This window comes from Pseudomonas sp. BC42 (assembly GCF_021560055.1).
In the GTDB taxonomy this organism is placed as follows: domain Bacteria; phylum Pseudomonadota; class Gammaproteobacteria; order Pseudomonadales; family Pseudomonadaceae; genus Aquipseudomonas.
This window is the reverse complement of record NZ_CP091067.1, coordinates 4,305,427-4,328,462: the sequence shown is the minus strand read 5'-3', so window position 1 is coordinate 4,328,462 and position 23,036 is coordinate 4,305,427. Positions and strand designations below refer to the sequence as shown.

Sequence of the window (23,036 nt, the reverse complement as noted above, 5' to 3'; positions counted from 1 at the left end):
GTTACAACCCCAGTTCCAGCGCCAGCAGGTCCGCCAGGGGCTGGCGCCGGCGAATCAGCCGTGGCTGGCCGTTGCTGAACAGCACTTCCGGCAGCAGCGGCCGGCTGTTGTAGTTGGAGGACATGCTGGCGCCGTAGGCGCCGGTGTCGTGCAGCACCAGCAGGTCGCCGACCCGGGCCTGGGGCAGCAGGCGCGGGGTCAGGCATTCGTCGTCCTGGGTGAAGATGTCGCCGGACTCGCACAGCGGACCGCCGACCACGGTCAGTTGCTGCGGGCGGTCCACCGCCTGGCCGGCGGCGTCCAGCAGGCTCATGCCGTGGTAGGCGCCGTACATGGCCGGGCGCATCAGGTCGTTGAAACCAGTGTCCACCAGCACGAAGTGGTGCTGGCCGGCGGTTTTCACCACCCGCACTTCGCTGACCAGGCAGCCGGCCTCGGCCACCAGGAAGCGCCCGGGTTCGATCTCCATGCGCACGCCGTGGCCCAGGTAGGCCTCGATCTCCTGGCGCGCGACTTTCCAGGCATTGGCGTAGCGCTGCACGTCCACCGGGGTGTCACCGTCGCGGTAGGGGGTAGACAGGCCGCCGCCGATGGAAAAGGCCTCGATGTCGTGGTCCAGGGATTTCACCGCCGTCACCATGGCCGCGCCCACTTGCTCCAGGTGGTCGTAATCGACCCCGGAGCCGATGTGCATGTGCAGGCCCACCAGGTGCAGGCCGTGTTGGCGGATCACCGCCAGGGCCTCGCCGACCTGGTCGTGCCAGATGCCGTGCTTGCTGTTCTCGCCGCCGGTGTTGGTCTTGCGGCTGTGACCGTGGCCGAAGCCCGGGTTGATCCGCAGCCACACCCGATGCCCCGGGGACTGCTCCCCGAGCTGGCGCAGCATGTCGATCGAGCCGGCGTTGACTTCCACTTGCAGCTCCACCACACGCTTGAGGGTGGCTTCGTCGAACAGGTCGCAGGTGAAGACGATACCGGCCTCCACCGGGCTGAAGCCGGCCAGCAGGGCACGCTCGATTTCCCCCAGGGAGACGGCATCGACCCGCACCCCGGCTTCGCGGATCAGGCGCAGCAGGTGCAGGTTGGACGAGGCCTTCTGGGCGTAGCGCACCACGTCGAAGGCCTGCAATTGGGCGATGCGCGCCTGGATGGTGGCGGCGTCGTAGCACCACAGCGGAGTGCCATATTGACGGGCGGCGGCAGCGAGTTGAGCGGGGGCGAAGGGTATGGCCATGGCGATTGCAATCTGTGGTCAGTGAGAGTGGTTGCAGCATGCCGATGATTGGCTATTCAATAAAATATCTATTCTTTGTTGGTCGATTCATATTTGATATGGACTGGTTGATCGAACGAGCCTCTGTTGATGGACATCTCCCTGCGCCATATCGAAGTCTTCCGCGCCATCATGCAGGCCGGCAGCGTCACCGGTGCTGCACGCTTGCTGTTTACCTCGCAACCCACGGTCAGCCGCGAACTGGCGCGGCTGGAAAGCCTTTCCGGGCTGCGCCTGTTCGACCGCGAAGGCGGGCGCCTGCTGCCCACGGCCCAGGCCCTGCTGTTGCTGGAAGAAGTGGAGCGGGCCTATGTGGGGCTGGAGCGGATCAACAGCGTGGCCCAGTCGATCCGCCGTTTCGAACACGGCCAGTTGAGCCTGAGCTGCCTGCCGCTGTTCTCCCAGACCCTACTGCCCCGAGTGTGCAAGCGCTTTTTGCAACAGCATCCGGGGATCGGCCTGAGCATCACCGCCCAGGAGTCGCCGCTGCTGGAAGAGTCCCTAAGCGCCCAGCGCCATGACCTGGGCCTGACCGAAAGCGAGCACCTGCCCCGGGGCACCCAGGGCGAGTTGCTGTTCTGCGCCGACATGGTCTGCATCCTCGCCGACCACCATCCGCTGCTGGCCAAGCCACGGCTGGCGCTGGAGGACTTTCGCGGCCAGGACTTCATCAACCTCTCGGGCCTGGATATCTACCGGCAGACCCTGGACGAGCACTTTCGCCAGGCCGGGGTCGATCGCCGGGTGGTGGTGGAAACCACCAACGCCGCCTCGGTGTGCGCCATGGTGCGGCAGACACTCGGGGTATCGATCATCAACCCCTTGAGCGCCATGGAGGAGGTCGGGCGCGGTCTGGCGATCCGGCCGCTGGAGTTTTCGGTGCCGTACCGGGTGATGCTGATCCGCCCGGATTACCGGCCGTCATCGAGTTTTGTCGAGGGGTTCTGCGAGTCGTTGCGGGGCGAGGCGGGGCGTCTGGATGAGCAGTTGAGCAGGCTGGTGCAAGCGCTGTAACTGCAACAGCGCCTCTGGTGTGGGAGGGAGCAAGCTCCCTCGCCACGGAGGAAGCGTTAGCGTTCGATGGCCAGTGCCACGCCCTGACCGCCGCCGATGCACAGGGTCGCCAGGCCTTTCTTGGCATCGCGCTTGAGCATTTCATGCAGCAGGGTCACCAGCACCCGGCAGCCCGACGCGCCAATCGGGTGGCCGATGGCAATCGCGCCGCCGTTGACGTTGACCTTGCTCGCATCCCATTCCAGCTCCTTGCCGACCGACAGCGATTGCGCGGCAAAGGCTTCGTTGGCTTCGATCAGGTCCAGCTGGTCCAGGGTCCAGCCGGCCTTGTCCAGGCAGCGGCGGGTGGCCGACACCGGGCCGATGCCCATGATCGCCGGGTCGACCCCGGCGTTGGCGTAGGCGGCGATCCGGGCCAGTACCGGCAGGCCCAGGGCCCGAGCCTTGCTGGCGCTCATCAGCAGCACTGCGGCGGCGCCATCGTTCAGCGACGAGGCGTTGCCGGCGGTCACCGTGCCGTCTTTCTTGAACGCCGGCTTGAGCTTGGCCAGGGCCTCGGCGGTGGTGCCGGGGCGCGGTTGTTCGTCGGTGGCGAAGCTTAGCGGCTCGCCCTTGCGCTGGGGAATCAGGATCGGGGTGATCTCGTCGACAAAACGCCCGGCCTCGATGGCGGCCACGGCTTTTTGCTGGGACGCGGCGGCGAAGGCGTCCTGGGCTTCACGGCTGATGGCGTATTTGTCCACCAGGTTCTCGGCGGTGATGCCCATGTGGTAGTCGTTGAAGGCGTCCCACAGGCCGTCGCTGATCATGGTATCGATCATCGGGCTGTGGCCCATGCGCAGGCCGGTGCGGGCGCCGGGCAGCACGTAGTTGGACAGGCTCATGTTTTCCTGGCCGCCGGCGATCATCACCTCGGCATCGCCGCAGCGGATGGCCTGGGCGGCCAGGTGCAGGGCCTTGAGGCCGGAGCCGCAGACCTTGTTCAGGGTCATGGCGGGCACGGCGTGGGGCAGGCCGGCCTTGATCGCGGCCTGGCGCGCGGGGTTCTGCCCGGCGCCGGCGGTGAGCACCTGGCCCATGATCACTTCGTCGACCTGGGCCGGGTCGATGCCGGTCTGGGCCAGCAGCTGGCGGATCACCGCGGCGCCCAGGTCAACGGCGGGAATGCCCGCCAGGGAGCCCTGGAAACTGCCCACGGCGGTACGGGTGGCGGCAACGATGACGACGTCTTGCATGTTGGGGCTCCTCAGGCGAACTGCATTTCAGGCACGTGGTCCGGCACGATCAGCTTGCCGGCGGTCTTGCTGACGATTTCCTCGACGCTGACCCCGGGGGCGCGCTCCTTGAGGATGAAGGCGCCGTTCTCGATCTCCAGGTAGGCCAGGTCGGTGAGCACGCGCTTGATGCACTGGGCGCCGGTCAGCGGCAGGCTGCAGCGGTTCAGCAGCTTGGATTCGCCGTCTTTCGAGGCGTGGGTCATGGTCACGATGATGTTCTCGGCACCGGCCACCAGGTCCATGGCGCCGCCCATGCCCTTGACCAGCTTGCCGGGGATCATCCACGAGGCGATGTTGCCCTGCACGTCCACCTCGAAGGCGCCGAGCACGGTGAGGTCGATATGCCCGCCGCGGATCATCGCGAAGGATTCGGCGGAGGAGAAGATCGAGGCGCCGATGCGTGCGGTGACCGTCTGCTTGCCGGCGTTGATCATGTCGGCGTCGACCTGGTCTTCGGTAGGGAAGGCGCCCATGCCGAGCAGGCCGTTTTCCGACTGCAGCATGACTTCCATGCCTTCGGGGATGTAGTTGGCCACCAGGGTCGGGATGCCGATGCCGAGGTTGACGTAGAAGCCGTCCTGCAGTTCGCGGGCGACGCGCTGAGCCATTTGTTCGCGGGTAAGAGCCATGTTGGTTGTCCTTGTTAGTCGGGCTGGGGAAGGGCGATCACTTGCGCACGGTGCGCTGTTCGATGCGCTTCTCGAAGGTGCCGCAGATGACCCGGTCGACGTAGATGCCGGGGGTGTGGATCTGCGTCGGGTCCAGCTCGCCCGGCTCGACGATTTCTTCCACTTCGACCACGGTGATCTTACCGGCGGTGGCCGCCAGGGGGTTGAAGTTCTGTGCGGTGTGGCGATAGATCACGTTGCCGAAATGGTCGGCCTTCCAGCCCTTGACGATGGCGAAGTCACCGGTGATGGACTCTTCCATCAGGTAGGTGCGGCCCTTGAATTCGCGGGTTTCCTTGCCTTCGGCCACCGGGGTGCCGACGCCGGTGGCGGTGAAGAAGGCCGGGATGCCGGCGCCGCCAGCGCGCATTTTTTCCGCCAGGGTGCCTTGGGGGGTCAGCACCACTTCGATCTCGCCGCTGAGCAGCTGTTTCTCGAACAGGGCGTTTTCACCCACATAGGAAGCGACCACCTTGCTGATCTGGCGGTCTTCCAGCAGCACCCCCAGGCCGAAACCGTCGACCCCGCAGTTGTTCGACACCACCGTCAGGTCGCGGGTGCCGCGGCGCTTGATCTCGGCGATCAGGTTCTCGGGGATACCGCACAGGCCGAAGCCGCCGGCGATCACGGTCATGCCGTCTTGCAGACCTTCCAGGGCTTCCTCGTAGGACGCCACACGCTTATCGAAACCTGCCATTTGCACCATCCTCTTTCTTGTTCGTTGGCGGCTGGCCAGCCGTTTGCGGATCAGTGTTGCGCTGCGGGATTGATTTGTTAAGTTGATTTTTAAGGTTGATTGATTTTAAAAGCAGCATAATCAGCTGCAAGCTGCAAGCTGCAAGCTGCAAGCTGCAAGCTGCAAGCTCCAGGCTACAAGCTTGCGGCTTGAAGCTTATAGCTTGCCGCTGCCCTCCCGAGGATGAGAGATGACGGTTAAACAGATACGGGCCTTTCTGGCGGTGGCCCACAGTTTGAGCTTTGCCCTGGCCTGTGAGCGCCTGCACTTGTCGCAGTCGGCCCTGAGCCTGACCATCAAGGCCCTGGAAGAAGGGCTGGGCGGGCGCCTGTTCACGCGCAATACGCGCAATGTGGCCCTGACCCCGGAAGGCGAGGCGCTGCTGCCCCTGGCGCGACGGCTGATCGCCGATTGGGACAACGCCGAGGACGAGCTGCGCCAGCGTTTCACCCTGCAGCGCGGGCGGGTCACGGTGGCGGCCATGCCGTCCTTTGCCGGCAACCTGCTGCCGCCGATCCTCAAGCACTTTCGCGCCCGTTACCCCCAGGTCAACGTCACGGTCAACGACGTGGTCAACGAGCAGGTGCTGGAGATGGTCCGCGACCGCGAGGTGGAGCTGGGGGTGGCCTTCGAGCCTCAGGACAGCAGCTCCCTGCTGTTCACCCCGCTGTACGTCGACCGTTTCGTGGCCGTGGTGCCCCAGGATTCGCCCCTGGCGCAGCGCAGCCGCATCGACTGGCGGACCTTGCTGCAGGAGCCCTTTATCACCCTGCAGCGGCCGTCCACGGTGCGGGTGATGCTCGAAGACCACCTGCGGGCCCGGGGCGTGCAGTTGCCGGTGGAATTCGAAAGCCATCAGTTGGCGACCGTGGGGCGCATGGTCGCCAGCGGCCTGGGCGTCAGTGCCGTGCCGGCCCTGTGTGCCCAGCACATGCGCGAGTTGGGCGGACACTGCCTGACCCTGGACGACCCGGTGGTGGAGCGTGCCATCGGTATCCTGACCAAGCCTGGGGAAGAGCTGTCCACCGCGGCCCAGGCGCTGTTCGACATCCTGCGCCAGGAGAACCTCGGTGAGCGCCTGGGCGCTGCCTGATTCAACCCAGCAGGCGCTCGGCCAGGAGCGGCAGGAGCTGGTCACAGGGCTCGCCGAACTTGAGGTCCAGCAACTCGTCGGCGCGGGTCTTGCCGAAGTTGATGGCCAGCAGCGGCTTGCCCTGGTCCGCCACGGCGCGGCACAGGCGAAACGCCGAGTAGGCCATCAGCGATGAGCCCACCACCAGCAGGCCGGCGGCCTCGTGCACCGCATTCAAGGCCCGGGCGGCGGTGATCTGGGCCACGTTCTCGCCGAAGAACACCACGTCGGGCTTCAAGCGGTCGCCGTCGCAGTAGGGGCAGCGGGGCACCTGGAAGCGTTCCTCGAAGGCCGGGTCCAGCAGGGTGTCGCCATCCGGTGCCTGCACCGCGTCGACCCCGGCCAGGTACGGATTGAGTGCCTGCAACTGCTGCTGGATGGCATCGCGCTGGCTGCGTTGGCCGCAGTCCAGGCACAGCACCCGGTGCAGGCTGCCGTGCAGCTCGATGACGTCCAGGCTGCCGGCCTGATCGTGCAGGGTGTCGACATTCTGGGTGATCACCCCGGCGATGCTTCCTGCCGCCTGCAATTGCGCCAACGCCTGGTGCGCAGCATTCGGCCGGGCCTGGCGGATGCGCGGCCAGCCGAGCATGGCCCGGGCCCAGTAGCGGCGCCGGGCTTCGGCCTGGCCGAGGAACTCCTGGTACATCATCGGCTGCTTGCCGCGGCGCACGCCGTCGTTGTCGCGGTAGTCGGGGATGCCCGACGGGGTGCTGATGCCGGCGCCGGTAAGGACCATGAACGGCTTGCCGTGCATGGCGGCGGCGAGTTGTTCGAGCGGTGGGGCAGTAGGGCGGTCGATCATGGGCTGCACTCGTTTCCAGTGACCAGGGACGCCTACCAGAAATAGACGCAAAGCCTTCGCGGCGCCAGTGTCTTACCCGTGGTTCAGCGCCGGGGGCCGAACACCGACTTGGGTGACTTGCCATAGAACCGGGTAAAGGCCGCGCTGAAGTTGCCGGGAAAGCGGTAGCCCACCTGATAGGCCGCCTGGGCCACCTGGCAGCCGCCTTCCAACAGGCGGTGGGCATGGCCCATGCGGATTTCCAGGAGCATGCGCTGCGGCGTGGTGTGGTAGTGCTCGCGCAGGCCCTGCTTGAGCTTGAACTCGTTCAGCCCCACAGCGGCGCACAGATAGGCCACGCTCAAGGGCTGGTGCATCTGCTCGAACATCAGGTCGCGTACCCGCTGCAGCCGTTCAAGATCGGCGGCCTTCAGGCGCCGGCCCGGGGCGACAGGGGCGGGGGCCAGGGCCTGCAATTGCAGGGACAGCAGGCTCAGGGCGTGAGTGTGCAACTCCAGCGTCGCTGGCTGCTGCCGGCCCCAGGGTTGGGCCAGGGCACTGAGATGGCCGGCGCTGGCCCGGGAGGTGGGCCCGCAGGCCAGCAATTGCACGGCGTCCTGGCCCAGCAACTGGCGAGCCCGGGTGGGGCCCAGGTACTGCTGGAGCAGGGTTTCGCCCACCAGCAGGCGCAGTTGCTCCACCGTTTCATTGGCGCCATAACGGCGTTCGCCGCGGTTGGCCTGGAAGGCGCTGACGCTGGTGTGCCCGGCGCGAAACACCAGGCTCGAACCCTTGGCGTCGAGGTAGCCCGAGGTGCCTTGCAGGGCGCAGGTGATCACCAGTAGACGGCCGGCGTGGCAACTGCTGGCCTCTTCGATCAAGGGGCGATTGGGGTGGTAGCGCGAGCGCACCAGGGTCAGGTCCTGGGCCAGGGGCAGGCTGTCGCTGTAGCAATCGCCCAGGGCCTGGGGCAACTGCTGGCGTGACCCGCCGCCCGGGGCCTGGCGGTGCTCGCGTGGTGCGTGGCACGGCAAGCGATAGGACTGGGAAGAACCGGGTGCAACGGCCATGTTCGCGCTCCTGCAATGGATGTTCTGCGTTTGCCATGGGAATGGATCCGTTTCCCATATGAACACGCATGATAAGCATTCTCGATGGAAGGTAAGCTGTTTCCCAAGCAGGGGTGAGCGTCGTCACCTGGCGGCGCGCCACCTGTCACGGAGCAAGGGATGAACCCTCAGAGCTTGAAAAACGCCAGTCCCCGGGGGCTCTGGCTGCGTACGGTGCTGGTGTGTGCCATGGGCCTGCCGATGCTGATCTTCTATGCCATCGGCGCCCTCGGGCCCTTGCTGATCGCCGATCTTGGGATTGCGCCCCACTGGCTGGGCTGGCTGCTGACCAGCGCCTTTGGCCTGGCGGCATTGCTGTCCCTGTGGGCGGGGCCGCTGGCCAGCCGACTCGGCATCCGCCGGGGCCTGGCCTTGCTGTTCTGGGCGACCCTGGCGGAGTATGGCCTGCTGGTCAGCTTGCCGGGCTTTGCCGGGGCGCTGCTGGCCCTGGCGATCTGCGGAGTGGCCCAGGCCCTGGCCAACCCGGTGACCCAACTGCTGGTGGCCGAGTGTGTCGAGGCCCGCAACAAGGCCGCGGTGGTGGGGCTGAAACAGTCCGGGGTGCAGTTGTCCGCGCTGATCGCCGGCCTGTTGCTGCCGCCTCTGGCCGGGTCCCTGGGCTGGCGCGCTGCCCTGGCCTGCCTGCTTGTGCCGACATTGCTGCTGGCCCTGTGGGGGCCCAGGGTGGCGCCGGGCCGCGCCGTGGGCAAGGCCGTGAGCCTGACGATTCCCCGGCCCAATTCACGGCTGACGCTGCTGCTCAGCGTGCAGCTGTGTGTCGGCCTGGTGCTTTCGTCCTTCGTGACCTTTCTTGGGGTATTCGCGGCCCGCCAAGGAGTGACGGTCGGCGAGACCGGGGCCATGGTCGCCGGGTTCGGGGTCATGGGCATCCTGGCCCGAACCCTGCTGACGCCATTGGCGGCCCGCATGGCCGAGGAGTCCTGGCTGCTGCTGACGCTGATGCTCCTGGCCAGCCTGGCCCTGGCGGTGACTGCCCAGGCCACGCCTCAGGCGCACTGGCCCTTGTGGTTCGGCGCTCTGGGCATGGGCCTGAGCGCCGTGGCCACCAACGCCATCGCCATGAGCATGCTGCTGCGCGATCCGGCCTTTGGCAGCCCGGCCTGCGCCTCGGGTCTGCTCTCGGCAGGCTTCTTCGCCGGGTTCGCCCTGGGTCCGGTGCTGTTCGGCGCCGTGCAGCAAGGCGCGGCGGATTTTGCCAGCGCCTGGCTGATGCTGATCGCGGTCCTGCTGCTGGGTGCGGGTCTGAGTCTGATGCTGGTGCGTGCCCGAGCGCTTGAGTCGGGCAGTGCCAGTGCCAGTCCTAGAGCCTGAACACACTCACCTGCTGTTCCAGGTTCTGCGCCAGTTGCTGCAGGGAACGGGCGGTTTCGCTGGTTTCCTCCACCGCCTGGCTGTTCTGCTGGGACATCTGGGCGATGCGCTCGACATTGCGCGCCACATCCTGGCTGGCAGCGGTCTGCTCCCGCAGGGCCAGGGAAATCTGGTCCACCACTCGCACCACGTTGCCGGACGAGGTGCGGATATTGACGATGGCCTCACCGGCCTGCTGGGCCAGTTCGACGCCGCTTTTCACCTGATTGACCCCCACGTCCATGCTGCTCACCGCCTCTCGGGTGCCCAGCTGGATCTTGCCAACCATCTCGGTGATTTCCTGGGTCGAATTGGCGGTGCGCTGGGCCAGCAGGCGCACCTCATCGGCGACCACGGCGAAGCCGCGACCCTGTTCCCCGGCCCGGGCGGCTTCGATGGCCGCGTTCAGGGCCAGCAGGTTGGTCTGCTCGGCAATGCCCTTGATCACCCCGACGATGCTGGAGATCTGCTCGGCGTGCTGGCCCAGTTCACCGATCTGGGAAGCCGAGGCCTGCACGGTCTCGGCGATCAGGCGCATGCTGCCCAGGGTGTCCTGGATCACGCTGCCGCCTTCCTCGGACTGGCGCCCGGACTCGCTGGACAGGGCGTGGGCATCCCCGGCGTTGTCCGCCACGTGATTGATGCTCACGGTCAGTTCTTCCACCGTGGCCGCCATGGAGGAGGCCGAGTGGGACTGCTCCTGGGCCGAGGCCGAGAGCTGCAACGAGGCGCTGGAAATGCTCTGGGAGGCGCTGACCAACTGGTCGGCCCCCTGCTTGATCTGGCTGATCATGCTCCGCAGGCGCTCCTGCATGGCGGCGAAAGCGTGCAGCAGGTTGCTCACCTCATCACGGCCGGTGGCGCTGATGCTGCTGTCCAGACGGCCGGCGGCGATGGCCTTGGCCACGTCCACGGCCTGGCGGATACGGCCCACCAGATTGCTGGACAGCGACCAGGCCACCAGCATGGCCAGCACCGCCGCCAGCAAGCCACCGCCGATCAGGATCGCCAGGGCCGAGGCCTTGGCGTCGTCCATGGCCTGGCTGCGGGCGTCCTGCAGGCTTTTTTCCGCGTCGCGCAATTCACTGGTGAGCTGGCGCATGGCGTCCATCTTGGCCTTGTCGCGACCGGCGCTGATCTGTTCGGCCATGGCGGTGGCCGGCTGGCTGCCGGCGTTGATCGCCCGGCGCAGGGCCAGGTTGCCCTGGACGTCGTCGCGCAGCCATTGATCATGCAGGGCCTTGAGTCGTTCCAGGCGCGCCTGCTGCTCGGGATTGTCGGCGGTGCTGTCCTTGATCCGCGCGTAGTCCTCGGCAAAGGCTTTCTCGCCTTGCTCCAGGGGTTCGAGGAAGCTGTCGCGGCCGGTCAGGGCATAACCGCGCATGCCGGTCTCGACATTGATCAGGCTGCGCAGCAAGGCGTCGGACTGGCTCAGGACCTCGTAGCTGTGGATGTTGCTTTTGACACTGCTGCTGACTTGATCGAAGCCGCGCAGGGCCGCCAGCACCAGCAGCAGGAGGATCAGCAGGACGACGCCGAAACCGGCATAGAGCTTTTGCGAAATGCTCAGATTGGAAAACATAGGAAGGACCGCTCCTAAACCGTTGACTGAATGCTTCACAGGGCTGTGTCTCGACGAGGCAGCGTGATAGCTCAATGATGCTCAAATGACATCAACGGTCCGACTTTTCCTGTACAAAAAAAGTTTCATGTACAAGAAAATATTTTTGCGGGGCGTGTAGAAGGGGGCATCGAGCGTCACCCGAAAGGGCGCCGCTCGATGCTCGGCGGGGCTCAGCTGGAGTGGGCGTTGCTGTCGTCCTCGGGCTCGACGCTCTCGGTCTGCCCCGGCAACTCGGTGATCACGCTGAAATCGCTGACTTCCACTGCGCCCAGGCCATAGCCCAGCAGGTGGAAGGAGAAGGCCTTGCGGGTTTGCGGGTTGTCGAAGCTGAAGTCCATCTGCAGTGGCTGGTCGGGCGTCACCAGCATTTCTTCAGGCAGGCCCAGGGGCACATCCTGCTCCAGCTCCTTGCCCTTGAGCAGGATGTAGGCGTTCTGCTGCGGGTCGGCGGAGCGCACGGTGAAGCGCACCCGGGTCTGCGAGCCCTTGGGCATTTCCAGGTACTGGGCGCCGATCAGGTTGTCGGCCCAGTCATCCTTGATCTGCGCCTTGAGCGGGATGATTGCCGGGCTGCCGAACTGATAGTGCTGGTTCAGCGGCGACTGCAGCAGGCTGCGGTCCAGGTGCGTGGCCCGGGCGCTGATCTGCCGCGCCCGCTGACCGCCGTACTGGCCCTGAAGGCTGGCGCTGTCGGCGATGAAGCCGGTGCTTGAGTAGTAGCGGCAGCGCTGCTGGAAGTCGCACTCGGTGAAGGTACCCTGGCCGTCGTGGTAACGCAGCTTGCCGTTGGTGTAGGACATGATTTCCCGGCCCTGGGCATAGTCGCGGAACAACGAGCGACCGCTGAGGCTGGCGGGCACCGGCAGGCCGAAGTAGTCGAGCACCGAGGCGCTGAGGTCGACGTGGCCGTAGGTCCCGGACTTGAGATGGGGCAGCAGCTCCTGGTCCGGGGCCAGCATCAGGTTGAAGCCCCAGGACGAGGCCAGGCGCACACCGTCGATGCCGTGGGACTCGTCGGAGGTGATGATCACCAGGGTGTCCTTGAGCACGCCCTTGCGCTCCAGCCCCGTGAGGAACTGGTCGATGGCGTCGTCCAGGTAACCGACCGCCGCCTGCTTGGGCGTGTCATAGCGCTCCAGGTAGTCCTCGGGCGCGGAGTAGGGTTGGTGGGTGCCGACGGTCAGCAGGGTGAGCATCCATGGCTGTTTTTTCTTCTTCAACTGATCCACGTAGCTCAGGGCGCCTTCGAAGAAGGCCTTGTCGTCCTTGCCCCATGGGAATTCCAGGTAGTTGTCGTTCTTGAACCACTCCAGGCCATGGGTCGAATCAAAGCCGATGTGCGGCATGATCTTGTCCTTGGCCATGAAGCGCAGGCCGGCGCCCTGCAGGTAGTGGGTGTTGAAACCGAACTTGTGCATCTGCGCCGGCAGGCAGGCCTGGTTGCGCTGGCTCTGGGTGAGCATCTCGACGCCCTTGGGGGTGCCGTTGTCGAGCTTGTCGTAGTCGCCGCAAAGCATGGCGTACAGGCCGCGGATGGTCTGGTGGCTGTGCAGCACGTAGTCCGGGGTGTTCATGCCGCGCTCGGCCCAGGCGCTGAGCTTGGGCATCAGGTCTTCCTGGTAGCGGCTGTTCAGGGCCTCGCGGTTGGTGCGGATATAGGCCCCGGGAATGCCTTCCAGGGTGATCAGCAGCACGTTGCGCGCGCGACCGGCGCTGGGCAGCAGGGGTTGGCCTTCAAGGTCCAGCCGGGTCAGGCCGGTCATCACCGGCGGCACGTCGGCGACATCGCCTTGCAGCCAGTCTTCGATGCGCATCTGCGCCTGGCCGGTAGCGGTGGCCAGGGCCTGGTGGGGCAGGTTGAACAGCTGCCACTGGTCGGCTTCGCTGGGTTTCAGGTACTGGGTGGTGCCATGGACCAGGAGCAGCCCCAGCGGCAGGGCCCACAGCGCCCGTGGCAGGGCCGGGCGTCGCACCCCGCGACTGCTGCGCTGGACCACCAGCCACAGCACCAGCCCCAGCAGCAGGGTCAGCCCCAGCTCGGGGTGGGTCAGGCCGCCGCCGGTGGAGTTGCCGACAAATTGCGGGTCCACCAGGTAATGCAGGTCGGCGAGGTTGGGCATGCGCCCCACGGCGCTCACCAGCTCGGCGCTGACCAGGGTCAGGAGTGCCCAGACCAGCAGCACCGGCAGCGCCAGCCACCAGCGGCGGCGATACAGCAGCAGGGTCAGCAGGCTGGCGCTGGCCAGGTCCGACAGATAGCCCAGCGGGTGGGACCAGCCCAGGGCCAGGCGCGCGCCCATCGGCACCAGCAACAGCAGGCCGAATAAGGTGCACAGGGGAGCAAGAGGGTGTTGTAGGCAACGACGGATCAACTTCACAAATAACCTGCCTGTCATCAAAGCTTCACGCAAATGTGCGCAATGGTAACAAGAGCGACAGCTCAGACGTTTCTTATTAGTGGGGGGAATTTATTTCCAGGCGGCCTGAGAATTGGCCTGGATAGGCTCAAGACCGGGCTGAAGGCCCGTATTCAGGTGTCTTATTGCGGCTGCGGCCGAGTCTGATGGTGGCGGGATTTACTATTTCAGGGTGTTAAAAAGCCGCCGTCTACGGATCAGCTCAGAAGCGCAGGTGACCGTATGGGCGATGCAAGGTTTGCGGGCCTGTTCGCCGGCAAGCCGGCTCCTACGGGAATATCGCGCGGTGTCAGGGCGACCGTAGGAGCTGGCTTGCCAGCGAAGGCGTTGCCATGGACGGTGCAAGGCTTGCGGGCCCTTTCGCCGGCAAGCCGGCTCCCACGGGAATATCGCACGGTGTCAGGGCGACCGTAGGAGCTGGCTTGCCAGCGAGGGCGTTGCCATGGACGGTGCAAGGCTTGCGGGCCCTTTCGCCGGCAAGCCGGCTCCCACGGGAATATCGCACGGTGTCAGGGCGACCGTAGGAGCTGGCTTGCCAGCGAAGGCGGCCCCACGGGCGGTGCATGGCGTTCGGACCCGTTCGCCCACGGTCAGACCACAGTGCCGAACACGCTGCCCACGGCGGCGGTGAGGCCCATGGCCAGGGCGCCCCAGAGGGTCACGCGCCAGGCCCCCGCCAGCACCCTGGCGCCGCCGGCGTTGGCCGCCACGGCTCCCAGGCCACCGAGGAACACCAGGGACATGCCGGCAATCCACGGCACCACGCTGTGGGTCGGGGCGATGAAGGTCACCGCCAGCGGCAGCGCCGCGCCCACCACGAAGCTGGCCGCCGAGGCCAGGGCCGCCTGCAGCGGTTTGGCCGCCAGGGCCTCGCTGATACCCAGTTCGTCGCGGGCGTGAGCCCCCAGGGCATCGTGGGCCATCAGTTGCACCGCCACCTGGCGGGACAGTTCCGGGTTGACGCCGCGGCTCTGGTAGATGTGGGCCAGTTCGTTGAGTTCGGCCTGGTGATCGCTGGCCAGTTCGGCGCGTTCCCGGGCCAGGTCGGCCTGTTCGGTATCGGCCTGGGAGTGCACGGACACGTATTCTCCGGCGGCCATCGACATGGCCCCCGCCACCAGCCCGGCCATGCCGGTGACCAGCAGCGTGCCGTGGCTGGCGCTGGCCGCGGCCACGCCGATCAGCAGGCTGGCGGTGGAGACAATGCCATCGTTGGCCCCCAGGACGGCGGCGCGCAGCCAGCCAATACGGTCGTTACGGTGCAGTTCGCGGTGTCGGTGCATGAATTTCATCGGCGATGGACTCAGGTGGAGGGCACTGAACAATTTGTCGGGTGGGCCCGGGCTTCAACGGGCCTCGATGTCGGCCTGCAACTGCCCACCCACAATAGACACTTCCCGCAACTGCCCCGCGTCGCGGATCACAAACAAGGCATCCATACCGCGCTCCTGGGCCAGCCGTGGCCCTTCGATTTCGCCCAGCACCAGCAGCGCGGTGGCCCAGGCATCGGCCAGCATGCAACTGCCGGCCACCACGCTGACCGAGGCCAGACGATTGCGCAGGGGTTCGCCAGTCGTCGGGTCCAGGGTATGAGCGTAGGACTGTCCGGCGATGTCCACCCACTGACGGTAGTCGCCGGAGGTGGCGATGGCTGCATCTTCCAGCTCCATCACCCCCATGACCTGGCGTTCCCCGCGCAGGGGTTTCTCCACGGCCACTCTCCAGGGCTGGCCCCCGGGCTTGCGGCCCCGGGCGCGCATTTCGCCGTCGATCCCCACCAGGTAGTCGCGGATGCCCGAGGCGTCCAGGGCCCGGGCCAGTTCGTCGACGCCAAAGCCCTTGGCAATGCCGTTGAGGTCCAGGCGCAGTGGGCCGCGCTTGCGCAGGCGGTGGCGCCTGGGTTCCAGCACCAGGGCGCTGCCGGCACAGTGGCGGCGCTGCCGGCCCAGTTCACACAAGGCCGCAGGTTCCAGGGTCCGCGGCGCGGGGCCAAAGCCCCAGTTGCGCACCAGCTCCCCCACGCCAATCTCGAAGGCGCCGCGCGATTGCTCGCTGACCCGCAGCGCGGTGCTGATGACCTGCATCAGCTCCCGCGGCACGCTGATCCAGCGGTGCCGGGGCGCGGCGTTGAGGCGGTTGAGATCGGACTGGGGGTTCCAGCCCGACATCTGCTGCTCGACCCTGGCCACGGCCTGGGCCAGGCGCTCGCCGAGGTCCTGGGTGGCGAAGCCCGGGGCGGCGTAGAACAGCGCGCTGTAGCGGCTGCCCATGGTCGGGCCATTGAGGCTGTAGCGCTGCAGTGCGGCGGATTCAGTAGACATCTTCACGGTAACGTCCTTGGGCCTTGAGGGTCAGTACGCTGAGGTTGAGCGGGGCCAGCACTTCGTCCAGGGCCTGCATCACGCCCTTGGCCATCTCCCGGCTGCCGCAGACCAGCACCTGGGCGCCTTTTTCCACCAGCCGGCGCAGCGCCAGGGCATCGGCCAGCAGCCGGTCCTGCACGTAGCCGCGCTCCTGGACCTGGGAGAAGGCCGCGCGCAGGGCGGTCAGGCGCCGGTCGGCCAGATAGCCCTTGAGTTCCGGCTCGTAGAGAAAATCCGAGGCCGGGTGACGCCCGCCCCAATACAGGTGCATCGGCTGCCGGGCCCGGTTGCCGCGGATGAACCCCGCCAGGGGGCCGATGCCGGTGCCGGCACCGATCAGGATCACCGGCTGCGCGCCCTTGAGCGGACGAAACTGCGGATTGGGCTGGATGAAACCTTGGATTCGCGCGCCTGCGTGCAGCTCATGGAGAAAGCCCGAGCACAGGCCCCCCGGGTGCTTGCGCACGCAGATCTCCAGCACCCCGTCGGCACGGCTGCTGGCCAGGGAATAGAAGCGTGGCTGGGCCGTGCCGGGGGGCAAGATGCCCACCAGGTCGCCGGCCTGGAACTCGGGCAACGGCTGTCCGCTGCCGTCGGCGGCCTTGAAGCGCAGGATCCGCGTCGGCGCCTGGACCTGATCGCCATAGGCCACCGACTCCACCAGTTGCCACTGGTGGCAGGGCAGGGCGTGGGCCTGATGCTGCAGGTCCAGGGGCAGGCCCAAGGCCCGGCCCAGGGCTTGGCCCCAGCGCTGGAACGCCTGGGGCGACTGGCGATCGATGGTTTCCAGGGGCAGCAGGCACTGCGCCGCGCCGGCGTCCAGGGCGTTCTGCACCTGTTCGGCAAAGCCGCAGAAACGCGGGAACTGCCGGTCGCCAAAGCCCAGCACGGCATACGCCAGGTCGGGCGCCAGCGGCCGCTGTTGCAGGCGTGCGAGAAAGCCTTGGGCCGAGGCCGGGGCATCGCCGTCGCCGTGGGTGGCGGTGAGGATCAGCAACTGGCGGGCCTTGGGGTAGTCGTTGCGCAGCTGGTTCATGGGCGCGCTGTGGACCCGGCGTCCCGCCGCCACCAGGGCCTGCTGCAGGGTCCGGGCAAAGCCCCAGGTGCCGTTGCTTTCGCTGCCCACCAGGATCACGCAGTCGGCGGCGTCGGCCGGGCAGTTGTCGTCGATCGCCACCGCGTCGCGACGCCGGCGCCACCACAGCCACAGGCCGGTGAGGCTCATCAGCGGCACCCCCAGGGCGCTGACGCCCAGCAGCAGGCCCAGCCACCACAGGCCTTCGCCGGTGTGCAGTTGATAGATGAACCCGGAAACCTGCTGCATTGCGCCCTCGGGCTGGAAGGCCAGCAGGGCACCGCTGGCCGGATCGACATAACCTTGGCCGCTGCGGGTGTGCAGGCTGAACAGATCCCCAGGGCTGTCAGGGTCGGGGTAGACCAGCTCGCGCAGATCCTTGAGGTCCACGGCGTGCAACGCCGAGAGACTCGCCACCGGCAAGGCCGGGCCGGCGCTGATCGCGGCCGGCAGGGCGGGCTGGTTCTGGGCGTCGTCGGCGATCAGGCCCAAGGTGCCGGCCGACAGGTACAGCCCGCTCAGGGCCGACAGCAGCAGGCCAAGGATCGTCAGGCGTCCCACCTCGGCGTGCCAGCGCTGGCTGAAACTGCCGCGCAACGGCCGCAGCAGCTTGCTCCAGCCACCGGCGCGGCGGGCCAGCAGCAGCGCGCCGGACGCCGCCAGCAACAGCATCGCCAGGGCGCCCAGGGCCGCCACCACATGCCCCGGGGTGTCGAGCAACAGCGAACGGTGCAGCTCCTTGACCCAGCGGGCAAAGGCCGAGGGTGTGTAGGGCGCCAGTACCGCGCCGGTCCCCGGATCGACGCGGCTGGCCAGGGTCTGGCCATGCTCGCGGTGGTAGACGATCAGCGTGCCGGAGGGCGTGCGGCGGATCTGCTCGATCCCACTGAGCTGGCCGGCCACGCGCCCGGCCAGCTGCGCGACGCTGACTTCAGCCGCCGCCGGTGGCGCCTGCAGGCGTTCCAGGGCCGGGTTCAGCGCCAGGGTCGCGCCGCTGATGGCCAGCAGCATCACCAGCAGGGCGGCCAGCAGTCCGGGGATTGAGTGCAACGAGCGCAACATGGTCGGGCCTCCTCGGGGCGCAGGGGCTACAGGTCGTAGCGCAGGGACTGCAGGTAGGTGCTGCCACTGGCGGGTTGCCCGCTGCCCTTGAGGGTCAGGGGCAGGACCACGTCGGCGCGGACATCGCGCTGGTCTTCCACGGCGCTGTCGATGCGGATCTGATACCCGGCGTCGATCAGGCTGTCCGCCAGGTCGGCGCTGACCGTCAGGGTCTCGCCGCTGCCGACGCTGGCGCCGGTGACGCCGTCGTACTGGCCGGCCGCCGCGCCGCCACTGCGGGCCCACCCTGACAGGTGCTTGTAGTACTTGGCCTTCTTGCCGGCCACCCACAGGGTCTTCTGGTAGGTGCCGCTGGCGTCGGTGAGGTAGACCGCCAGGTACGCGCCGTTGCCGCTGTAGGGCTTGAGCTGGGTGGTCAGGGTCACTTCACGGGCCTGGGCCAGTGTCGGCAGGGCCAGGGCCGCGGTGAGGCAACCGGCGATCACAAGCTTGTTCATGAGGCTGTCCTTTTTGCTGAATGTGGCCGCAGCCTGGGCCGTCTAGCTGACAGCAACCTGAAGGCCGGGAAAAAACTTCAGGTCGTGGTGCTCTCGGCGACTCGGGCTTTTGCTGATCTGCCTCGCATCCCGCGGGCGCGACACTGGCTACCCTGATCAGGCCGGCGGCGTCTTCAGATTCGCGTCAGGTTCAGCGGTTAAGGTGCAGCACCACACAGGTACAGGAGAGCGTCGATGCGGGTGTTATTGGTCGAGGATGCGGCAGGGCTGGGGGACGCGGTGCGCGAGCAGATTGCCGACGATGGCCACGCCGTGGATTGGGTGCAGCGCCTGGAGCAGGCCCGGGCCAGCGTCGCCAGCACGCCCTACGACCTGATCCTGCTGGACCTGATGCTGCCCGACGGGCGCGGCCTGGAGTTCCTGCGCCAGCGTCGCGGCGCCGGCGACGTGACCCCGGTGATCATCCTCACCGCCCAGGACCAGATATCCGAGCGCATCGCCGGGCTCAATGCCGGCGCCGACGACTACCTGGTCAAGCCCTTCGACCTGTTCGAGCTGTCGGCGCGGGTCGCCGCGGTGGCCCGGCGCTACAGCGGCAACCCCAACCCGCAGATCCGCCTCGGCGAGCTGCAGGTGGACCTGAACGCCCGTACCGTGCAGCGCGACGGCAGCATCATCGACCTCACCGCCCGCGAATGGGCGGTGTTCGAGGCCTTTGTCCAGCGTCCCAGCGCCTTGCTCTCCAAGTCCCAGCTGGAGGAGCGGCTGTATGCCTTCGGCGCGGAAATCGAGAGCAACACCATCGAGGTCTACGTCAGCCGCCTGCGCAAGAAGCTCGGCCGCGAGCTGATTGAAACCGTGCGCGGCATGGGCTATCGGCTGATGCCCGCATGAAGCGTCCCATCAGCCTGCAGAAACGCCTGAGCCTGGGCCTGACCCTGGGCATGACCCTGCTCTGGCTCGGGGCCACCGCCGGCACCTGGCTGGTGGTCCAGCACGAGCTGGACGAAACCTTCGACAGCGCCCTGGAAGCCACTGCCCAGCGCATCCTGCCCCTGGCCGCGCTGGAGATCGGCAACCGTCGCGGGCCGCGCCGGGCGCGGCACGTGGCGACCCTGAAGATGGACAGCGAGTACCTGACCTACCTGGTGCGCGATGCCGACGGGCGGATCCTCATGCGCTCCCATGACGCCAAACTGAAGATCTTCAGCCACCGCCCAAGCCCCGGCTTCAGCACCACGGACAAATACCGCCTGTACAGCGCCAGCATCGAGAACGGCTCGATCGTCATCGAAATCGCCGAGCCCCTGGCCCACCGCCGCGAGGCATCGCGGGAGGCGTTGCTGGCCCTGTTGCTGCCCCTGCTCGGGCTGATTCCCATCAGCCTGCTGGGCACCTGGCTGTTCGTGCGCATCAGCCTGCGCAGCGTGCTGGCTTACCGGCGCGCGGTGGAGTCGCGCGGCGTGGGCGATCTGTCGCCGATCCAGGTGGCGCGCCTGCCGGCGGAAATCGACCCGTTGGCCGAAGCGGTCAATCATCTGCTGGAGCGCCTGCGCAAAGCCCTGGAAGCGGAACGCAGCTTCACCGCCAACAGCGCCCATGAACTGCGCACGCCCCTGGCCGCGACCCTGGCGCAGATCCAGCGCCTGCGCCAGGAAGCGCCGCAGGGACCCTTGCAGGTGCGGGCGGCGAAGATCGAGAACGCCCTGCGGGAACTGGCCAGGCTCTCGGAAAAGCTCATGCAATTGGCCAAGGCCGAAGGCGGCGGGCTGCTCTCGCAAACCCCCGAGGACCTGATTCCGTTGCTGGCCCATGGCGTGGAGGAGTGGAACCGCGGCGCGGCGGCGCGGATCAACCTGCAGTTGCCGGAGGCGGCCCGGGTGTGCACGGCCATCGATCCGGACGCCTTTGGCATCCTGCTGCGCAACCTGATCGAGAACGCCCTGAAATACGGCGATCCGGCGCAACCGGTGGACGTCAGCCTCGGCGCCGACGGTTGCTTGCGGGTGATCAATGGCGGGCCGCGGGTGCCGGCGGAGGTACTGCAGCGCCTGACCGAGCGCTTTGTGCGTGGCAACAGCGAAACCAGCGGCTCGGGCCTGGGCCTGGCGATTGCCCAGAGCATCGTCCACGGAGTCGGCGGCCAGCTGCACCTGGCCTCACCGGCCAGCGGCCGCGACGACGGCTTCGAAGTGCGCGTGCACTTTCCCCTGGAGAGGCCGAGCCAATCGTAGTAGCTGGCTTGCCAACGAAGACGCCGGTTGGATCGGTGCAAGGCTTGCGGGTCTGTTCGCCGGCAAGCCGGCTCCTACGCAATGTGCTGCCGCTGAGCGGGCGTCTGTAGGCGTTGGCTGGCCGGCGAAGGCGTCGGTTGGATCGGTGCAAGGCTTGCGGGTCTGTTCGCCGGCAAGCCGGCTCCTACGCAGTGTGCTGCCGCTGAGCGGGCGTCTGTAGGCGCTGGCTGGTCGGCGAAGGCGTCGGTTGGATCGGTGCAAGGCTTGTGGGTCTGTTCGCCGGCAAGCCGGCTCCTACGTAATGTGCTGCCGCTGAGCGGGCGTCTGTAGGCGTTGGCTGGCCAACGAAGATGCGGGTTGGATTGGTGCAAGGCTTGTGGGGTCTGTTCGCCGGCAAGCCGGCTCCTACGCAATGTGCTGCCGCTGAGCGGGCGTCTGTAGGCGCTGGCTGGCCAACGAAGATGCGGGTTGGATTGGTGCAAGGCTTGTGGGGGCTGTTCGCCGGCAAGCCGGCTCCTACGCAATGTGCTGCCGCTGAGCGGGCGTCTGTAGGCGCTGGCTGGCCAGCGAAGGGGCCGTTTGGGGCGGTGCAAGGTTTGCGGGCTTACTCGCCGCGAATGTATTGCTCCAGCTGGCGGATCAGGTCGGCCTGTTCGGCAATCGCTTCCTTGACCAGGTCGCCGATCGACAGCAACCCCAGCAACTGACCGTTCTCCACCACCGGCAGGTGGCGCAGGTGGTGGTCGGTCATGATGCTCATGCAGGTTTCCACGTTCTGGTGCGAGTCCACGGTGATCACCGGCGAGCTCATGATGGCGCTGACCGGGGTGCCCACCGATGAGCGCCCGTGCAGTACCAGCTTGCGCGCGTAGTCTCGTTCGCTGATGACCCCGACCACTGCACCGTTCTCCATCACCGGCAGGGCACCGACGTTTTTTTCGGCCATCAGCATCAGCGCTTCCAGGACCATCTGGTGCGGGGCGATGGTGTGCACTTGCTGGTTGTGCTTGGCCTTGAGTTTCAGCAGTTCTGCGACGCTCTTCATGGGGCGCTCCGAGGGTTCTACGTGGGGCGGCGATGTGCCGCCCTGAGGGGTTTCTAAAGAATCGTAGAGACTCGACCAACCGGCAAGGCTGAAAACGGCAGATAAACGGCGAAAAACGTCAGCCCGGGGATTTTTTTTCATCGCGGCCCCGATAACGGGGCCGTGGCTGTCAGTGGAAGCGTTGCAGGGAGAAACTCTGCAGGTCGATTTCGCTGCGGCCGTCCACCTGCAACTGGGCCAAGGCTTCGCCAATCGCCGCCGAGTGCTTGAAGCCATGGCCGGAGCAGGCGCTGACCACGGTGACGTTGGCCAGGCGCGGGTGACGGTCGATGATGAAGCCCGAATCCGGGGTCACGGTGTAGGCGCAGACGCTGGCCTTCACCAGCTCCGGGGCGAGCCCGGCGATATGCGGGGCTACCAGCTCGCGGAACAGGCGCTGGGCATCGGCGAGGCTGGGCTGGCGGTCGAGGCTGTCCGGCTGGCTGCTGACGCTGTATTGCTCGGTGGCGATTTTCACGCTGCCTTCGCCGGGAATCGGCGGGAAGCCATAGCAGGTGTCGACGTCGTCGGCGCTGTGGAGGATGAAGCTCGGCGAGCGGGCCGGGTAGTGTTGCGGCTCATCGAGGCGGAACCAGTAAAGCTGCTGGCGGCAGACCTGCAGCAGGGCGTCGAAGGGCGCGCCGAGCAGCTGCGCCGACCACATGCCGGCGCTGACGATCACCTGCCGGGCGCGAATTCGCGAACCGGCGCTGATGACGTCCACACCCTCGGCGTCGGACTTGAGCTCCTGCACGGTCTGGCCTGTGATCAGGGTCGCCCCCAGTTGCCGGGCCCGGGTCAGTTGCGCGTCGATGCAGCGTTCCGGGCGGACAAAACCGCCGCCGGGTTCGAAGTAGCCCCGGGCACTGTCGGCCAACGGGGCGAACTGCGGAAAGCGCCGGCGGATCTCGGCGGCATCGAGTACCTGGTGCTCGATGCCGTAGTGCCGGGCCAGCGCGATGCTGTTGTCGGTGAAGTCCCGGTCCTGCGCCGGGCGCTGTGGGTCGGTGCTGGCGGTCATCACCAGCACCCCGCACTGCTCGAACAGCGCCACGTCCAGTTCGGCCTCCAGCTCGCGCCAGATCTCTTGCGAACGGATCGCCAGGGGCACGTAGGCCGCGCCTTCGCCCACCGCCTGGCGGGTGATGCGCGTGTCGCCGTGGCTGGAGCCCTGATCATGGGGCGGGGCGAAGCGGTCGATGCCCGCCACCTTGACCCCGCGCTTGGCCAGTTGATAGAGGGTGGCGGCGCCCATGGCGCCCAGGCCTACGACGACAACATCGAATTCGGGTGTCTGCACGGCAAGATCCTTGAAG

Annotated in this window: 19 protein-coding genes; 5 read left to right on the top strand and 14 right to left on the bottom strand. The window is 67.0% G+C overall.

Annotated elements, in window-relative coordinates; all coding sequences use genetic code 11:
• Nucleotide 1 precedes the first annotated feature (1 nt).
• Nucleotides 2-1,234, bottom strand: a complete 1,233-nt coding sequence (lysA, locus tag L1O02_RS19345) for a diaminopimelate decarboxylase (RefSeq protein ID WP_235758518.1) — start codon at nt 1,232-1,234, stop codon at nt 2-4.
• Nucleotides 1,235-1,363: 129 nt separating this feature from the next.
• On the opposite strand from lysA, the gene L1O02_RS19340 reads away from it, so the two are divergent.
• Nucleotides 1,364-2,287 (top strand): LysR family transcriptional regulator, encoded by a 924-nt coding sequence (locus L1O02_RS19340; protein ID WP_060838641.1) that lies wholly within the window; start codon nt 1,364-1,366, stop codon nt 2,285-2,287.
• A 56-nt stretch (nt 2,288-2,343) separates the two neighbouring features.
• On the opposite strand, the gene L1O02_RS19335 is transcribed toward L1O02_RS19340, so the two are convergent.
• Genes L1O02_RS19335 through L1O02_RS19325 form a run of 3 tightly spaced genes read right to left on the bottom strand, consistent with a single transcriptional unit; the run spans nt 2,344 to nt 4,929 of the window.
• On the bottom strand, nt 2,344-3,522 hold the full coding sequence (locus tag L1O02_RS19335) for an acetyl-CoA C-acetyltransferase (protein WP_060838642.1): 1,179 nt from the start codon (nt 3,520-3,522) through the stop codon (nt 2,344-2,346).
• An 11-nt stretch (nt 3,523-3,533) separates the two neighbouring features.
• Nucleotides 3,534-4,193: a CoA transferase subunit B gene (locus L1O02_RS19330; protein ID WP_060838643.1), complete on the bottom strand. Its 660-nt coding sequence runs from the start codon at nt 4,191-4,193 to the stop codon at nt 3,534-3,536.
• A gap of 37 nt (nt 4,194-4,230) precedes the next feature.
• Nucleotides 4,231-4,929, bottom strand: a complete 699-nt coding sequence (locus L1O02_RS19325) for a CoA transferase subunit A (protein ID WP_060841913.1) — start codon at nt 4,927-4,929, stop codon at nt 4,231-4,233.
• A 229-nt stretch (nt 4,930-5,158) separates the two neighbouring features.
• On the opposite strand from L1O02_RS19325, the gene L1O02_RS19320 reads away from it, so the two are divergent.
• A complete protein-coding gene (locus L1O02_RS19320; protein WP_060838644.1) occupies nt 5,159-6,061 on the top strand; it encodes a LysR family transcriptional regulator in 903 nt (300 codons plus the stop codon).
• Nucleotide 6,062: 1 nt separating this feature from the next.
• Here the strand turns inward: L1O02_RS19320 and L1O02_RS19315 are convergent, their stop codons facing one another.
• Both L1O02_RS19315 and L1O02_RS19310 read right to left on the bottom strand, forming a co-directional pair.
• Nucleotides 6,063-6,905 (bottom strand): NAD-dependent protein deacetylase, encoded by an 843-nt coding sequence (locus tag L1O02_RS19315; RefSeq protein WP_060838645.1) that lies wholly within the window; start codon nt 6,903-6,905, stop codon nt 6,063-6,065.
• Nucleotides 6,906-6,988: 83 nt separating this feature from the next.
• Complete coding sequence (locus L1O02_RS19310) at nt 6,989-7,954, bottom strand: AraC family transcriptional regulator (protein WP_235758516.1); 966 nt, start codon at nt 7,952-7,954, stop codon at nt 6,989-6,991.
• A gap of 159 nt (nt 7,955-8,113) precedes the next feature.
• Between L1O02_RS19310 and L1O02_RS19305 the strand changes: the two genes are divergently transcribed.
• Nucleotides 8,114-9,325 carry an MFS transporter gene (locus tag L1O02_RS19305; protein ID WP_235758514.1) on the top strand — a complete coding sequence of 404 codons (1,212 nt, stop codon included), beginning with the start codon at nt 8,114-8,116 and terminating at the stop codon, nt 9,323-9,325.
• Here the strand turns inward: L1O02_RS19305 and L1O02_RS19300 are convergent.
• The 6 genes from L1O02_RS19300 to L1O02_RS19275 form a co-directional block, all read right to left on the bottom strand.
• Nucleotides 9,315-10,946, bottom strand: a complete 1,632-nt coding sequence (locus L1O02_RS19300) for a methyl-accepting chemotaxis protein (RefSeq protein ID WP_235758512.1) — start codon at nt 10,944-10,946, stop codon at nt 9,315-9,317. The two genes, L1O02_RS19305 and L1O02_RS19300, sit on opposite strands and share 11 nt — an antisense overlap.
• Before the next feature lie 212 nt (nt 10,947-11,158).
• The gene (locus L1O02_RS19295; RefSeq protein ID WP_060843174.1) at nt 11,159-13,384 is read right to left on the bottom strand and encodes an LTA synthase family protein; all 2,226 of its coding nucleotides are present in this window, start codon (nt 13,382-13,384) and stop codon (nt 11,159-11,161) included.
• Nucleotides 13,385-13,995: 611 nt separating this feature from the next.
• On the bottom strand, nt 13,996-14,697 hold the full coding sequence (locus tag L1O02_RS19290) for a VIT family protein (protein WP_060838650.1): 702 nt from the start codon (nt 14,695-14,697) through the stop codon (nt 13,996-13,998).
• A gap of 54 nt (nt 14,698-14,751) precedes the next feature.
• A complete protein-coding gene (locus L1O02_RS19285) occupies nt 14,752-15,726 on the bottom strand; it encodes an FAD:protein FMN transferase (RefSeq protein ID WP_235758511.1) in 975 nt (324 codons plus the stop codon).
• Nucleotides 15,716-17,905, bottom strand: a complete 2,190-nt coding sequence (locus L1O02_RS19280) for a PepSY domain-containing protein (protein WP_235758509.1) — start codon at nt 17,903-17,905, stop codon at nt 15,716-15,718. Before L1O02_RS19280 ends, L1O02_RS19285 begins: the two co-directional genes overlap by 11 nt.
• A 26-nt stretch (nt 17,906-17,931) precedes the next feature.
• Nucleotides 17,932-18,402, bottom strand: coding sequence for a DUF2271 domain-containing protein (locus L1O02_RS19275; RefSeq protein ID WP_235758507.1), 471 nt, complete (start codon nt 18,400-18,402; stop codon nt 17,932-17,934).
• A gap of 234 nt (nt 18,403-18,636) precedes the next feature.
• On the opposite strand from L1O02_RS19275, the gene L1O02_RS19270 reads away from it, so the two are divergent.
• Entirely contained in the window at nt 18,637-19,296 is a 660-nt protein-coding gene (locus tag L1O02_RS19270; RefSeq protein WP_060838654.1) for a response regulator transcription factor, read from the top strand.
• Nucleotides 19,293-20,636 carry an ATP-binding protein gene (locus L1O02_RS19265; RefSeq protein WP_108542853.1) on the top strand — a complete coding sequence of 448 codons (1,344 nt, stop codon included), beginning with the start codon at nt 19,293-19,295 and terminating at the stop codon, nt 20,634-20,636. Before L1O02_RS19270 ends, L1O02_RS19265 begins: the two co-directional genes overlap by 4 nt.
• Nucleotides 20,637-21,240: 604 nt before the next feature.
• Here the strand turns inward: L1O02_RS19265 and L1O02_RS19260 are convergent.
• Nucleotides 21,241-21,681, bottom strand: a complete 441-nt coding sequence (locus tag L1O02_RS19260; RefSeq protein ID WP_060838656.1) for a CBS domain-containing protein — start codon at nt 21,679-21,681, stop codon at nt 21,241-21,243.
• 169 nt (nt 21,682-21,850) lie between these two features.
• Nucleotides 21,851-23,020: an N-methyl-L-tryptophan oxidase gene (gene solA / locus L1O02_RS19255; RefSeq protein WP_235758505.1), complete on the bottom strand. Its 1,170-nt coding sequence runs from the start codon at nt 23,018-23,020 to the stop codon at nt 21,851-21,853.
• Nucleotides 23,021-23,036: the final 16 nt, after the last annotated feature.